This is a genomic window from Flavobacterium sp., from assembly GCF_027482425.1.
Taxonomy (GTDB): domain Bacteria; phylum Bacteroidota; class Bacteroidia; order Flavobacteriales; family Flavobacteriaceae; genus Flavobacterium.
On sequence record NZ_JAIXWA010000048.1, the window covers coordinates 1 to 15,775 of the forward strand.

The 15,775-nt window shown below is 37.7% G+C and carries 9 protein-coding genes; 8 read left to right on the forward strand and 1 reads right to left on the reverse strand.

Annotation, left to right across the window (positions count from 1 at the left end; all coding sequences use genetic code 11):
* The 6 genes from Q0037_RS06645 to Q0037_RS06670 all read left to right on the forward strand — a co-directional run.
* The coding region (locus Q0037_RS06645) for a DEAD/DEAH box helicase (RefSeq protein WP_297516867.1) at positions 1-827 on the forward strand (827 nt) is incomplete at its 5' end.
* Positions 828-1,050: 223 nt separating this feature from the next.
* Positions 1,051-2,592: a GT4 family glycosyltransferase PelF gene (pelF, locus tag Q0037_RS06650; RefSeq protein WP_297516868.1), complete on the forward strand. Its 1,542-nt coding sequence runs from the start codon at positions 1,051-1,053 to the stop codon at positions 2,590-2,592.
* A gap of 22 nt (positions 2,593-2,614) precedes the next feature.
* Positions 2,615-4,222 (forward strand): hypothetical protein, encoded by a 1,608-nt coding sequence (locus Q0037_RS06655; RefSeq protein ID WP_297516869.1) that lies wholly within the window; start codon positions 2,615-2,617, stop codon positions 4,220-4,222.
* Between the two features lie 64 nt (positions 4,223-4,286).
* Complete coding sequence (locus tag Q0037_RS06660) at positions 4,287-5,018, forward strand: endo alpha-1,4 polygalactosaminidase (RefSeq protein ID WP_297516870.1); 732 nt, start codon at positions 4,287-4,289, stop codon at positions 5,016-5,018.
* Between the two features lies 1 nt (position 5,019).
* On the forward strand, positions 5,020-7,005 hold the full coding sequence (locus Q0037_RS06665; RefSeq protein WP_297516871.1) for a hypothetical protein: 1,986 nt from the start codon (positions 5,020-5,022) through the stop codon (positions 7,003-7,005).
* Positions 7,006-7,013: 8 nt separating this feature from the next.
* A complete protein-coding gene (locus Q0037_RS06670; protein ID WP_297516872.1) occupies positions 7,014-10,949 on the forward strand; it encodes a DUF2194 domain-containing protein in 3,936 nt (1,311 codons plus the stop codon).
* A gap of 31 nt (positions 10,950-10,980) precedes the next feature.
* Here the strand turns inward: Q0037_RS06670 and Q0037_RS06675 are convergent, their stop codons facing one another.
* Positions 10,981-12,621, reverse strand: coding sequence for a DUF4832 domain-containing protein (locus Q0037_RS06675; RefSeq protein ID WP_297516873.1), 1,641 nt, complete (start codon positions 12,619-12,621; stop codon positions 10,981-10,983).
* A gap of 357 nt (positions 12,622-12,978) precedes the next feature.
* On the opposite strand from Q0037_RS06675, the gene Q0037_RS06680 reads away from it, so the two are divergent.
* Together Q0037_RS06680 and Q0037_RS06685 are read left to right on the forward strand one after the other, a co-directional pair.
* Positions 12,979-14,892 carry a DUF294 nucleotidyltransferase-like domain-containing protein gene (locus tag Q0037_RS06680; protein WP_297516874.1) on the forward strand — a complete coding sequence of 638 codons (1,914 nt, stop codon included), beginning with the start codon at positions 12,979-12,981 and terminating at the stop codon, positions 14,890-14,892.
* Between the two features lie 2 nt (positions 14,893-14,894).
* Positions 14,895-15,380, forward strand: coding sequence for a PolC-type DNA polymerase III (locus tag Q0037_RS06685; RefSeq protein ID WP_297516875.1), 486 nt, complete (start codon positions 14,895-14,897; stop codon positions 15,378-15,380).
* The last annotated feature ends 395 nt before the right edge of the window (positions 15,381-15,775 follow it).

The following is a 15,775-nucleotide window of genomic DNA, read 5'->3' on the forward strand; positions in this document are numbered from 1 at the left end:
AAAAACTGCTGCATGCCTATATGGAAAAATCTTTTGGCAAAAAAACCTTGATTTTCAATAATGGAATTCATACCTCGCTTTATGTGTATGAAACATTTAAAAAAGCGGGCTTAAATATTCGCCATCTCGACAATACAACGCCCAATGATGAGCGAAAATCGATTTTAAAATGGTTTAAAAAAACACCTAATGCGATTCTAACCTCAGTGAGTATTTTGACCACAGGTTTTGATGAACCTACAGTAGAAAGTATCATTTTGAATCGCGCCACCAAATCGATTACGCTTTATTTTCAGATGATCGGAAGAGGTTCCCGACGTTTGCCACACAAAACAGCGTTTACCATTATTGATTTGGGGAACAATGCCTTGCGGTTTGGGTTGTGGAATGCACCTGTCGATTGGCAACAAATATTTAAATCGCCCGAGTTTTACTTGGCTAGTCTTAGGGATGATGCCGAAATAGAGCGAAATTTCACCTACGAGATGCCTCCTGAGTTGCGCAAAAAGTTTGCAAAAACCACCGATTTCTCCTTCGATCTCCATGAAGAATTTAAGAAGACGGTCAAAAACAACCTTAAAGCCAAAACCGTTATTGATTTATCGATACAACAGCATACACGTATTTGTGTCGAAAATGCCGATGATTCTATTCAAGCGAAGTTTCTGGCTAAAGAATTGCATGATGACATTGATTATCGTGTACGGCAGTATTGTGTTTTGCTAGGAAACACAACCAAAAATTACCGACTTTGGTTAATTGAAGATTATAAGGAAAAATTGATTCTCGAAATCGCACGAAAAATGCGTTTAAAATTATTCACTTGATAAACGCCCTACGAATTTTATTATAATTCGATGAAATGCATCAAATTATCGATGATTGTAACTTATAAATAAAAATCAACATTGCTTAATTGACAAAAACTGCATTTCATCGACTATATTCATCTTTATACCTGATTTCGTTTCGCTCTCCAAAAGGCAAAAATACTTTTGTTTCAAATATGAGTTTTTAATCGCCCCAGATTAAAAAAACTATTAGATTCTTATGCGAAACAAATACGAAGTAATGCTTATTATGGAAGGGACATACCCTTTCAATGGCGGAGGAGTCTCCACGTGGGCACACATGTTGTGTAACCGGGTTGATAACGCAGACTACACCCTGTATTCTATCAATGAAAAAAAAAAAAAAAAACCCAAGTATACCTTAAGTCCGAATGTCAAAGAATGCATCCAGGTTCCCTTGTGGGCACCAATGGAACCTCATGAATTGGTAAACTATGGTAAAAAGTATTACAAATCGGTGGTTCGAAAACTTAAGGCTGAGGATGTTGAAATTAAAAACATTTTTTTGCCTTTATTTACCGAATTATTGGAGGCTATATATACTGAAACGCAAAATCCGAAAGCACTTGATACGCTTTTCTTTGCCTTATGGAATTATTTTCAGAAGCATGATTACAAAAAAACAATGACGCACAGCTTGGTGTGGGATAGTTACAAACGCTTTTCGCAGCAACAAATCGAGAAAGACGGGCATTACTCAGCAACCTTACAAGATTTTACTATCGGTATGCGTTGGGTTTATCGTTTTTTACTTCCCATTTCCATTCCGGTTAAAAAGGCGGATATTGCGCATTTAACGCTGGCTGGTTTCCCGGTTATCCCTGCTTTGGTATTGAAGTACAAATACGAAACCCCATTGGTTGTTACCGAACACGGCGTATTTATTCGGGAGCGCTTAATTGCGATCAATCAATCAGAATACTCTTTTTTTCTTAAAAATCTATTGATTCGTTTTTCGGAAGCCATCACCCGTTTGGTGTATCATAAAGCCGACCGCATATTGTCGGTCAATAATTTCAATAAAACTTGGGAAACCAAATACGGCGCCGACCCCAACAAGATTGACGTTATCTACAACGGTATCGACAGCGATGTATTTGTCCCTAAAGCCAAGCCAGCCCATCGAAAAGATATTCCTACGGTTGTGGCCGCAGCACGAATTTTTGAATTGAAAGACATACTTACTATGATTCGTTCATGCGCCGTGGTCAAAGCAACCATTCCCAATGTCGAATATTGGGTATATGGCGACTTTGATGCCGTTCCAGAATACACAGAGGAATGCCGTACGTTGATTGTAGCATTAAAACTAGAGAAAAATTTTTTCCTTGCAGGTTTTCACAATACCCCTCAAGAATTGTTTTGTGAAGGCGATGTGTCCATTCTGACCTCCATTTCGGAAGGATTTCCCTACACGGTTCTTGAATCCATGAGTTGTGGAATTCCGGTAGTTGCTACCGATGTGGGTGGGGTAACCGAAGCATTGGATTCCTCTTGCGGTCGGGTATGTAAACCCAAAGATCACATTGCCATTGGAAATAGTGTAATCGAATTGCTACAGAATGAAGCATTGCGTAAACAAATGGGAGAGGCTGCGCGTAAACGAGTACTCAATCATTTTACCATCGATACATTTATTACAGCTTATGAAAAAGCCTATGATGCGGTGGTGAAAGCCAAATTCAACAATGCCATTTACTTGCATCAGTTGGTCGATGAAATTGCGATGGAAGCATCATAAACCCCAAAGCCCTTAACCTACCATGGAAAACCAAACCCAAAACCTAAAAGACCTTACCTCCGAACTGCAAAACCGACTTGGGAAACCTGTGAGTACACAAGTGGTCGAAGCTGCTATAGAATCTTTGGGGATACGTCCTAAAGACACCCCTGTTGATTATGGCTATCCTACTGTTGAAGCACTGGCATCCGATATCTACCAAAAGCTACGTTCGCTAGATAATCAAGAGCCTTTAAGGAATTACCGCGAGCGAGAAAGTCAAGAGAAAGAGTCAATTTCAGTTTCAGATTATAGGGTTGTAAAGATGAAATTGTTTTCCCAATATTATACCTTGGGCGTTCTTCATCTGCTTCCTGTGTTTATACAAATTGCTGCAATTGTTTTATTTGGATATTCGCTTTGGACATACACCGGTTTTAATGAAATTCAATCCACAGCGGTGGTGTTGGGAGTAATAGTCGGAATGGTATCTACGGGGGGATTTGTACAGGTCATTGGAAAGCAAGCTTCGTTTTATTGGAACTATAAAGATTACGCTATGGTGAAACAAACCATTTCCTATTTGTTTAAATTGGGGATGAAAACACTTTTCTCGGTACTTTTTGGTATTTTCTTGGTCAATTTCTTCTTTCATATCTATTCATATGAAGTCCTGCTAATCGTGTTTTGTTATGCCTTTTTTGTGGGCTTGTTGTTACTCATTTTAGCACCCTTACATCCTGTGAAGCAACGCTGGATGATAACCGTTTCGATTTTGGCAGGAACTATTGCTGCTTTACTATTAAAAAATAATACTCATTACCCCATCTACTTTACCCATTGGTTTGGTATCACTATAACGATTTTGGTGACACAAGTTTTCCTCTTCTTTTTCTTTAAAAAAATTCAGAAAAAAGGGTTGAATGCCCACAGTGCTCCATTGAAGACTCCTGTTGTTTTATACCATAATTACAGCCATTTTCTATACGGAATGCTGTTGTATGCGTTCATCTTTATCGATCGAATTTTAGCCTGGTCATCAGGTATTCAGGAGAATCCTCCTTTTTTAGTATTTTTTGAGAAAAATTACGAATTGGGTATGGACTTGGCGATTTTGGTGTTCTTACTTTTGGCTGGGGTTTTGGAGTTCAGTATTGCCACATTCACACGCTTTATCGATATTGGTCAAAAACACACCGCTTCCGATCAAATCGCGAATTATGCGCTCGAAATGCAACGAAATTATCGTTTACATATAATAGCGCTTTGGATTACAGGAATCTTAGCGTTTGTCTTTATATTTTACCTCTTGCAAGCACCTTGGGCCTTAAAAAACCATTTTAAACCCGAGATGATAAAACAATGTATTACGATTTTTATCGTAGGAGGAATTGGCTATATTATTTTTGCTTGGGGGATACTTAATGCTTTGTATTTGTTTACGTTAGGGCAAATCACAAAGCCTCTGAAAGCCATCATTTATGCTGCTTTAGTGAATTTTTCTGTCGGTTTTGTGTTGAGTCGCTTTGTCGCTTATGACTATAGCGTATTTGGAATGTTGGTGGGTTCGATAGTTTTTATGCTGCTCACCTGTCGTGCATTGCAAAGCTTTTTTAAACAATTGGATTATCATTATTATGCGGCGTTTTAATTCCCTTTGGATTCCATTATTACTCATTCTACTTGTGCTTATGGCCCTTCAATCTCCATCGAAAATGAAAATCATGTATTGCTATGGTAAATTCAAACCCGAATTGGTCAAAGGATATGATTTGGTGGTGGTAGAAGCGGCGCATTTTTTTCCCAGTAACGTTCGGGTATTAAAAGCTAATAATAAAAAAGTGATCGCCTATATCAGTTTGGGAGAAGTCAATCGTTACGCGGCACATTTTGAAAAATTAAAGAAATCCACTTTGGGCAAAAATGAAATTTGGGATAGTTATTACCTTGATATTCGCTTAGAGCAAACCCAAGCCACTTTGTTGCAACTTATGAAAGACTTGTTTGACCAAGGATATGATGGTTTGTTTTTGGATAATTTTGATAATTTCAATCAGTGGGGGCCACAAAAAGAACACAAAGAAGCTTTTATCGCTTTTGTAAAACGAATTCGAGAAACCTATCCGGATAAGTTTTTGATTCAAAACGCAGGAATCGAATTGGTTCCACAAACCAATCAATGGGTTGATGCATTGGCGGTGGAATCGGTGGTTACAGATTATGATTTTAAATCAAAAAGATACCGATTACGCGTAGCAAAACAATACCAACCCTATCGAGAAGAGTTATTGCAATTGTACGCCAAGTATAAATTACCCACCCATTTGATTGAGTATGCCGAAAGTTCGGAGTTGAAAAATGCTATAGTTAAAGAATTAGAAAATAGCCCTTTCGATTATTTTATCGGAAGTATTAGTTTGCAAAAATTACCCCAAAACACAAAGTAGTATGGAATTATTCTGGACCAGTTCAATCTTAGTGGGGTTTGTGCGATTATGTGTGATTGTCTTATTTCTATTTTATTTAAGTCGAAAGTTCATTGCTGTAGACCATCGTTTGCATTTATTGGATTTTATTGTACTCAACTGGTATCGTTATGCAGCGGTTTTAACGCTAACGTTGTTTGTATTGGTGGAAGTTAGTGCCTACAATCTCTTCAACTGTTTTGTAATTTTCACCTTGCTACTTCTCATTGACTGGTTGGGCTGGAAAAATATTATTCGACCAAGGGCATTCATTGCTGAAAAATTTAAAGCGCATTCCTTACGGTATTTAAAACTTGTTGAAACAAAAAAATCAATATTTTATTGGTTATCATTCAGGAAAAGTACCCCAGAGCATCGAATCAAAAACTGGATTTTATTTTTTACTCCTATTTTCATTGGGATTACTACCTTTTTAAGCCGTTATTATTTTGTGCAATATGACAATTATTCCTTATCTGATGCTTGGATCAACGATTTAACTAAGTTAATCAAATTTGACAATCAATATTGGTTTACCTACGAATTAGCCACCGACGCTGAGTTGGCCCTTGCTAATTTTTACGGAAAAGTGACTGATGTAAGTCCGATCATTGCATTGCAAGTCATCGCCATACTCGAATCGACAATTTTAGCCATTATCGTATTTTGGGTTATTCATCGATTAGCTCCTTCACGATACATCGCGCCATTGTTGGCCGCCTTGTTTTTTGGTTTGGTTTATGTGGTAACCCCTATCAATGTTTACTATTTACTAAAAGGAAATCCCCTGTTTTTAGCGTTGGCTTTTGCTTTGCCAGCTTTTGTATTTTACATTCAACCTAAACAATTCAAAGGCAGTACCCTAAGCTATTTGTTTAGTTTTTTTGCGGTTTTTGTTTCTGTTGGACTTACTGATTTAATTACCTTTTTCATTTTGATCCCTTTGTTTTTAGTCATTGGCCTTTTTACAACTTCTTGGAATGTGAAAAAATACAATCTTCGTGTACTGGCAGTTTATGGGTTATCTGTAGGGGTTATTTTAACGATTTATTACTTCGCCTGTGCCTCACAAAAAGTGCCTTTGGATTATTTCTTACAATCCAATATGCTTTCAGTAACCGCATATACCTATTTGCCGCAGCTCATTTTACCCTATAAAACGATTATTTATTATACCCAATGGTGTGCCATGATAGGAACAATTTTATGGGCTGCTTTAAAAAAAAAAAAAAAAGAAAAGGGTAGAGGGCCATTGGTCTTTTTTATGTACTTTAATGTGTTGGTTGTGGTAACCCATATTAAAAGTGAATGGCTAGATCGCGACTTACTTTATAATTCATTTGTGGTTTTTATTCCCATTGTACTCGGTTTTACAATCGCTATGTTGATTAATTTGTTGCAAACAATACCCTTTCCTTGGTTCCGATTTTCACCTTTTGTTATGGGATTCACTTTTGTAGGAATGCTATACGGCGCTTTAAATTTTCAAAAATCATTTCTCCAACAACTCATTCCCTCCGATGCTACTCCCAAGTACATGCTCTATGCCTACGACAACATAGCCAAAACCTACTTTAGTTATACCTACACTATCGTCAACGATCAAGCGACCCAAGTTATTAGTAATAATTCTCATTTCTTTATGAATTACGAGGATTTTTTGAGTCAATATTTAGAAAAAGATGCGCAATACGAACGCATAAAAAAGAACAAGAAAATTATGCAAAATAATCCAGATCAAATTCTATCAAAAAGTGTTCTGGTTTTTGTCTTGGATAAGAATCACCCTCGGGATAACTCCTCGTTTTCCGAAAATATAAAGTATTATGATCCCTTGATGAAACAGCTTCAAGAACTTAAAAACCGCGGACGTGAAGTCAACGTTTTTTACCGTTCACCTTTATTAACGGTCTATGAAGTGGTTAATAATCCGAATGAAAGTAAAATTTCGGATATCATTTTTAAATAGCCTACTCTATGAAAACAATCTTCCTAAATAAATGTGTAACACTCCTTTTCATCGGTATCGTTTTTCTGTTGCATAGCTGTGGCAAACGTGAGGATTGGAGTGACTTGTCTTTTGATTTATTGAAAAACGAGCAAGAGGAAACTTTTGAAAATCTTCAGCCTTATGCTTTACCGGGGATGAGTGACCAACCCGTTGTACTTACGTTGTTGGATGCGAAATCGAAAAGTAGTAAAGCCTATTCAGAAGCCATTCAGAAATCCTGCGACTACACCAAACTTCCTTTTCGAGCCACCGATATCGATAGTTGGAATACACAACCGAGTATTGCTGAATCCGTTCGTGTAGTAATGATTCACAATACCAAGCGAGTGGCAGAGGCTGGGATTCCTGTTTTATTGGATTTTGTGTTGCGCGGTGGTACCGTTTATGTTCCTTTTGCGGCTGAAGATCATCGTTTTGCATTTTTGCTTGGATTTCAATCGCGCGCCAATTGGGAAACCGATACGACCTCCAAAGGATGGCATTACACAACGCCCGTATTTCCTGGCATGACCGGAAAAAAAATTGGAAAAGAGATTCCACTCTTCGGATTTACGTCCGATAATTTTAGCCCATCCATCAAAATCTTAGCTACGGCAGCCAATAATCCCAAATACCCTACCATCATCGAAAACCCAATAGGGAAGGGGAGGGTTATTTTTTACAACACTTCCTTTGATTTTACCAAAATTGATCGCGGATTTCTCTTTGTAGGCATTTTAAAGGGTATTGAAGGTGTGCCTTATTCCGTTGCGAATTCCTGCACCCTTTTCTTGGATGATTTTCCAGCACCCCAATACGATATCAAAGCCGAGCCTGTGTTAACCGAAATGAATAAAACTACAGCCGAGTTCGTGTCCGATGTGTGGTGGCCCGATATGCGAAAACTAGCGAAAGAATTTGACATTCCGTATGCGGCCATGTTGACTTTTGATTACCGTAACAAAATTGTGCCTCCGTTTACCTTGGATCAATGGAATTTGTTGAAAACGAACAAACGCGATAAGGTCGAATCTTTGTCAGATTGGTTGGTAGATGATGTAAAAAACAACGGTCATGAAATGGCCTTTCACGGTTACAATCACGTTTCGTTAACCAAGAAATTGTGGGCCAATCCAAAGTTTATTCCCATGGCCATAAATACAGTCAAAAAGAAATGGGAAATCAACAATTATGGAAGATTTCCGACTACTTATGTGCCGCCTTCCAACATTATTGATCCCACGGGTCTTAAGCTGTTGAAAGAATCGATGCCTTCATTACAGTTCATGTGTAGCTTATATTTGGGCGAAAAACCGGTAGGAGGGGACCGTGAATTTGATTTCGACCCTTATGAGAAACAATTCTTTAATTATCCGCGTATTTCGAGTGGATTTTATTTCTCTGAAGATGAAGAATATACGATTCAATCTTTGTACTTGATAACGGGAATTTGGAACCATTTTGTACATCCCGATGATATTTTTCAAATTCCTGCCACTGCCGATAAAACCTCGGGAGGATATAGTTTACGGAATCAAAAAGCCTATGGTTGGCGCAAGTCGGTGAACAGCGATAAAGCTATTTTTCCCGAATTTAGAAAGTTCATTATTAATTTTAAAAAGCATTACCCACTTTTGCGTTTTACCGACGGAAGAACAGGAGGAAAATTGGTCTGGTCTTGGCGCGCTTCGCAAATGAAACATGAATCCAATGATGGTGTCTATGCCGTAAAAGCGACCACTTCGTATGCCCAACCTCAAAATTATTGGTCGCTATTTTCGGAGCAAAATCATGTTGGCGTATATAGCAACTCTTTGAAAAGCAAAGGATATACTGTACATCAAACGCCGACATTGAACGGTTATTTGTTGAGTGTTGCTACTCCAAAACAAGAAATCAGCTTACCCGATTTATTCCCAAAATCAACCCTATCTTCAGTAGCTTTTGCCAAAGTGAAAAATGAAGTGATGATGGCGTACCAAACATTTCAAAAAGAATTACGGGATTATCAATCGGGAAAATACTGGGATGATTTGCAAATTGCTCAAGAGATTGCCTATCGAAAAGCGTTTCGGAAGCGTTTGTCCAATAGTCGTGAAATCGACTCGGTACAATGGAATAAATATGCCAAAATGCTATCGTGGGAAGAGAAAGGAAAAGAGGTTTGGGATTTTTACAGTCAGCATCTACAGCAATACCCAAGTGTGAATAATGTGATGTATTCGGCTGAATTAGATCGTCAAATTGGATATTTACACGATACCGATAAAGAGAAATGGATGTGGGAACAGTTGAAAGTAAAACCTGATTCAGTAGCCTTATGGAAAGAGTATATTGCCAATTTTGATGTCGAAGCCTTTGAACCAAAAATTCGAATGGCCTTGCAAACGGTAGCGCTATTAGAACCTACCACAGCCCATAAAATGGCGTATATACAGCATTTATTGAATGTTGATCCTGTAGCGGCACAAAAAGAAATAATGACACTTACCCCTAGCGCGGAATGGACTGAATTGGCTGACACCATTGTTTGGATGTATGCCGATGAAGAAAACTATACCGCAGCTTTGGCTTGGGCTGATTATGCTAAAGAAATTGGATTTGCCCAAAAAATGAACTGGTTATTGGAAACCCGACAGTATAAGTTGGTTGAACCTTTCTACAAGAAATACATAGCTAAAAACCCAGACGATCAAGAAGCAAAATCGTTGATGGTGAGCTATTATCACGACCAAGGGCAATTCAAAGAGAGTTGGATAGTTGCCAATGGCATGAACGAATCTCCTGAAAAAGAGACGGTTCGTAAAATGTTGAACACCGATGTACCCTATGAGAAAACGGAATTGCAACAAGACTTAATGACCAATCACAGTGCTCTATTTTATCCCCAAGTATTGAAAAAATTACAAAAGGAATTGCGCTTGAATTTTGGTGATTTTGTTGAGTTTAACTCCTCCATGGAAACCAACCAAAAGGATCCTGCTATTTTGAAAAATTTGTTCAGCTACAATCGCTATGATCGTAAAAATCGAATTCATAGTTTCGGAATTGCCTACAACGAATACTATAAATTGGAATTTGTAGACGAAATATATACATCTAATATCTTCAATTATACTGTGGGATTGGAGTACAAATTTACCACTGCAGTGGTTGATGGGAAGCCGCAGTATTGGGCAAGAGGACGCTTTGAAATGGATCGTTTTTCCAATGGCTTTGTTCAAGGTGGTGTTGGTTTTAATCATGGAAAAGAAAAATCGTATAAAACATTGGATTTAAGCTTTTTCCCTGCGGAAACTTCTGGGGGATTGAATGAAAAAATTTATAATTTTCAATTGCGTGGCTATCATGATCGTCATTTTTTCAATAGAATAGAAGCTTCCCTTAATTTTGAGGCCAATTATTATACGGATGGATTATTAACACGAACATTAGTTGAACGAACACCTGACCCGAGAGAGTCGGATGTAATGCGAACGGTGGTCACGGAATTGCCTGATGGATCCCTCTTATTTGAAGAGTTTGATGACGCGTTCAATGCTGAATTGACTGTGCGCTTTGTTTGGGACAACCGTAACGTTCGAAAATTCAAAATTTTACCCTTCATAGAAACCCATGGGTATTGGGGAAGTCGAGATTTGGCGGTAGGTTTTCCTTATTGGATGTTGAAAGATCGCTTTTATACCGGTGGAGGAGTAGGTTTGGAGTTTGGAACCGATAACTTCAATATCAATGTTGAAGGTGGAATTTTTCACGATACATTTAGCAGTGATTTTAAACGGCTGACTTCGTTAATGAGTTACCAATTGATGGATTTCACCGCCTTTACGATCAATTTTGAATTGTATGAACAGGATAAGTTTTATTCCAATAATGTCATGCTAGGCATTAAGCATAATTTTAAACCACGTAAAAAACGTTAACAAAAAAGGGATTCCAACCGAATCCCTTTTTTTAGTCATCACCCAAAACAATGGGTCGAGTATCTTTTATTCCATCTTTCTCTATATCAATAAAATAAATACCATTACTTAATCCTTTAACATCAAGTATCAGTTTGTCAGATTGTTGGGTTTTATTGGTGGTAATCTTTTGTCCTAAAGCATTGTACAAGGCTATAGTATACGTTTCGATATGGGTCAATTGAATCGTCAAAAGATCTTGTGCTGGAACGGGATAAATTACCGCTTGTGGGTTTGCAATATCAGCCAAAGCCAATGGCGCTGTAACATTAATATTGAAATTCAAATTGTTAAAACCGGTTGTGGCATCCCACATGTTTTGATTGGCCATTCGAATAGCATATTCGGGACGGCTGGCGAGACTTGAACTAGCATCGGCAACATGCAAATACACACTATAATTTCCAACCGGCAAAGAGGAAGGGAGGGGGATGTTTTCAGAAACTACAATCTCTGAAGTTCCCAGCCAACGCCGGGGATCGGTATTCATTGGTAAAGGAAAAAATTGTTGCGTTGTATTGTTTTTTAAAATCAAAGCAACGGTTCTTGCATTGTAGGGTGAGGCATAACCACTGTTGATTAACCGCAAAGTAACGGGTAAAGTTGCGCCCAAAACTGCATTTTGTGGCAAGGTACTACTGCGCATTTCAAAACGATACCCTAATTTTTTCTCCATATCGACAAAGCAATTATCGCTTTCAAAACCGCTAATTACGCCTGGAAAATAATCGACATTCATAAACGACCAATGGAATTTAGCCAATTCTGCAATGGCTGTAGCACATCCCGAACGAGGTAAGTTTACCGCACAGGTTTCACCACCCATAGGAACAAACTTGGTTTCTTGTTCCAAATACGGGTATTGCGTGGTTGGATTTTCGTAAGTGCCATAATCTGTAGTACTTGCTAAAAAACAGTCATTATGGTGACCGATACGCGCTGCATTGGTTTGTGAAAATCCTTGTAATGTTGTCAATGCTGTATTGGAGTACATTTGTTGTTTAAATGCAGGGTAGCGAATTTGAACCATACGGCTGGCGGGAAGTGCATTCAAAATCGCGTTTAAAATGTCTTTACGGTGGTTGTTGTTGGTGGGAGTTAAATCCGTTTGATTGTAGCCCCAACCGCCAAATTCAGCTTGACTGGTATAATACCACTCGCCCCATAGTCCAATAAATCCAGCTTGCATCACACTAATTACATCTTCGTTGGCCTGAAGTAAAGGGGCAATTTGTTGAATATGCGTTAGCATCATTGCTTTGGAAGCATCACGTTGCGCTGCATCTTCATTGTTAGAATACGCAAAACGGATAATGCATTTCAAACCCGCGGCTCGAACTTTATCAAAGTCCAATTGCATCTGAGCGAGATAGGTACTAGAAATAGGACTGTTGATGAAATTTTCTAAGTAAAAAACACGGTAAATCAAACTTATTTTTTGATTTACGCGGTAATTCGTTAAAGTGGTCGTGTTTAACGCTGTATAGGCGTTGGAATGTGTTTCAGTAAATTTAAAGAAACCGCGCTCAGGATTGGCGATAATATCTGAAGATGCTTGATAATTTACGGTTGCATTCTGAGCGACTGCCCATTGAAAAAAGAAAAAACCAAGGGAAATCCAAAAAGTTTTCATAGGCAATGTTCGGTTAAGTTAAAGTAAATTTGGGGGTGTCAATTTCTTGGGGGTAAAATCAACAGTTTAAAATTATAGATAAAAGGTTGTATTTTTCCGATAAAGTGTAATTTATTTCTCAAATAATCGACGAAATGCATATATATTCCTTTTATAGTAAGAAAAATAATACAATAAAAAATCACAGATATTGCTTATAGCAAAAAGAAATCATAATTTATATTATGTAAAATAGAAAATAAGAAAAGTGCTACGGGTTATAAACATTCTATCGTTAAAAACAATCCATAAAACGACCCTACTTATAGCGTATTAGGCCAAACAAATTAATAACTTTGTAGTTTAATATTATCCGTTATGAGTAATGCAATTGCTTATCGAATTGCCGACTTTTTAAAAGATTTTGAACCGTTTAATTTCTTGAGCTATAATGAACTTGTGGTAATTGCTCAATCGATGCGTGTATTAAATCTGGATAAAAACAAAACATTATTTCAAATCAATGATGCGTTACACGATAGTTTCTATGTGGTGGCTAACGGCATTATTCAGTTAATGGTGGTTTCCGATGCTGAAGAAATGCTTTTAAACAAGTGTCATGCCGGTGATATTTTTGGGTTACGTCCCTTTTTTGCCAAAAACAATTATCAAATGACGGCCAAAGCTAAGGATGATTGTATTGTGTACGCGATTCCTATTGCAGTTTTCAAGCCGTATGTATCCAAAAATCAGGCGGTTTTAGATTTTTTATTGGAAAGTTTCGCTACCAATTCTAAAAATCAATCCGATAAAATGGCTAAAGGTCTTATCACAGATTCTATAGCCTTTAGTGAAAATCAATCCGATTTATTGTATTTCCAAACCTTGGCTTACAATCGATCGCCGTTAAAAATTGGAGTTCAAACTACAGTGAAAGACACCGCGCAATTAATTACCGATAATTTATATGATAGCGCCGTAATTACCGAACAAGGAAATCCGGTGGGTATTGTTACTGATAAAGATTTCCGAGCCAAAGTGGCTACCGGTCGTGTTGCCATTTCTCAGCCTATTACCCAATTGATGAGTGTTCCTGTGGTCACAGTTATTGAAAATATTTCAGTAGCTGAGGCCCAATTAGTGATGTTAAAACATGGCGTCACTCATCTTTGCGTGACGTATGATGGTACCGATAAATCGGAAGTCAAAGGAATCATTTCAGAGCATGATTTGGTGGTGGCTCAAGCCAATAACCCAGGCGTTCTACTTAAAGAAATTCGAAAATCAGTTTCAGCCAAAGAGTTGAAATCAGTACGGGACAAACTCACTGAAATCATTCAATCGTCGCTTCACCGCAATATTCCCTTAACGCATATTCAAAGTATTGCAGGGGAAATCACCCTTGCTTTGGTGAAACGCGCGGTGGACTTAGCCATTTTAGAGTTAGGTTCCCCTCCTGCCCGTTATGCCTGGTTGTGTATTGGTAGTCAAGGACGAAAAGAACAATTGTTGCTCACCGATCAAGATAGTATTTTGATCTTTGAAGATGTGCCTGCTGATAAGTATCGCGACACCAAAGATTACTTCATTCGTTTGGCCAAAAAAGCGACAGCAACGCTTGAAAAAGCAGGCTACAAACTTTGTGCTCAAAATCATGTCGCCAGCAATATGTTGTGGTGTAAGTCTTTGACAGACTGGATAAAACAATACAACAGTTGGATGAATACGCCTGGTGAAAAATCCAATGAGATTAGCAGTGTCTTCTTTGATTATGAAATGGCCGCTGGGGAACAAAAAATTGAAGACGCACTGTCAGAGGTTATTTTTAAAAATGCTAAAAACAATGTCTTGTTTTACGATTTCTTAGGGAATGATGCGTTGCGAAAACCCCCACCCTTGAATTTCTTCAAAAAATTCAATATCGAAGAGGAAGACGAGTTTAAAGGTAAGTTTGATCTAAAAAATCGAGCCATTTTACCTTTAGTAGATGCGGCTCGTTTGCTTTCTTTAAGTAATGGGATTAAAGGAATAAACAGCACTTATCAGCGCTACAAGCAACTGGCTATCATTGACCCGAAGCATGCAGAAATCTATCTTAATAGTGCCGAAGCTTTTTTAACCTTATCTAAATTCAGCACGGAAGAAGGATTGAAAGAAGATTCAAACGGGCATTTTCTAACTTTAGAGGATAGGAACAAAGCAGATAAGGAAAAACTAAAATCGGCCTTAGCTCCTATGCGCGAACTTGAAGAATTGATTAAAGATAATTACCAACTCACCCAGTTTTCCTAATCATGTTGGATTGGCTCAAAAACATACAGAAAGAATATCCTGATTTTTGGAAAACGTATCTGGAGAAAATGGATAAAAAATCCAATCGCTATGTAGCGTTTACCCTTGAAACCACAGGGTTAAATTCGCGTAAAGATGTTATTTTATCGATTGCAGCTATCGGAATTGTTCAGGATCAGGTTTTGATTGGAGATGTTTTTGAAATTGCAATTCCGCAGTACAAATATTTACATGACAACGGCATTACTCATGATTTTGTGTTGGAGAGTAAAATGCCAAAATTAGCCGAGCCTGCTGCGATAGAAAATTTTATCGCCTTTATTGAAAACGCTGTATTGGTGGGTCATCGAACCTATTTTGATGTGGAACTTTTGAATGAAGTGCTTGAAAAATTAGGGTGTGGACGATTGCGTAATGAGGCATTAGACATTGAAATCATGTATAAAAAAGTGCATGAGTTGTCTGAAAAAAGTATTTCGTTGGATTAAATGGCAAAAGCTTATAAACTTCCGGTAACCGAACACGTCTCTCCTACCGATGATGCCTATAATATTGCTTTGATGTTTTTGAAATTAAAGTCCAAATTGGGTTTGAAATAAATATTAAGTATTTGATTCATTTAATTAATATAAATATTTGAAATGCAATTTTTTGTAAAATAAAAAAACTGCATTCACTATCGAAAGCAGATTCAGCCAATAAAAACTAAATAAATTATCAACTATACCCGTTCATTTTTGATTTCTTCCACAATTTCAGGATTCAAAAGTGTGGAAATATCTCCAAAATTACTAAAATCTCCTTCCGCAATTTTGCGTAAAATACGTCGCATGATTTTTCCAGAACGTGTTTTCGGCAATCCACTTACAAATTGAATTTTATC

What these genes read in the sequence shown, in the direction of transcription:
- pelF (WP_297516868.1), top strand. Translation starts at nt 1,051, where the DNA reads ATGCGAAACAAATACGAAGTAATGCTTATTATGGAAGGGACATACCCT.
- Q0037_RS06655 (WP_297516869.1), top strand. Translation starts at nt 2,615, where the DNA reads ATGGAAAACCAAACCCAAAACCTAAAAGACCTTACCTCCGAACTGCAA.
- Q0037_RS06660 (WP_297516870.1), top strand. Translation starts at nt 4,287, where the DNA reads ATGAAAATCATGTATTGCTATGGTAAATTCAAACCCGAATTGGTCAAA.
- Q0037_RS06665 (WP_297516871.1), top strand. Translation starts at nt 5,020, where the DNA reads ATGGAATTATTCTGGACCAGTTCAATCTTAGTGGGGTTTGTGCGATTA.
- Q0037_RS06670 (WP_297516872.1), top strand. Translation starts at nt 7,014, where the DNA reads ATGAAAACAATCTTCCTAAATAAATGTGTAACACTCCTTTTCATCGGT.
- Q0037_RS06675 (WP_297516873.1), bottom strand. Translation starts at nt 12,621, where the DNA reads ATGAAAACTTTTTGGATTTCCCTTGGTTTTTTCTTTTTTCAATGGGCA.
- Q0037_RS06680 (WP_297516874.1), top strand. Translation starts at nt 12,979, where the DNA reads ATGAGTAATGCAATTGCTTATCGAATTGCCGACTTTTTAAAAGATTTT.
- Q0037_RS06685 (WP_297516875.1), top strand. Translation starts at nt 14,895, where the DNA reads ATGTTGGATTGGCTCAAAAACATACAGAAAGAATATCCTGATTTTTGG.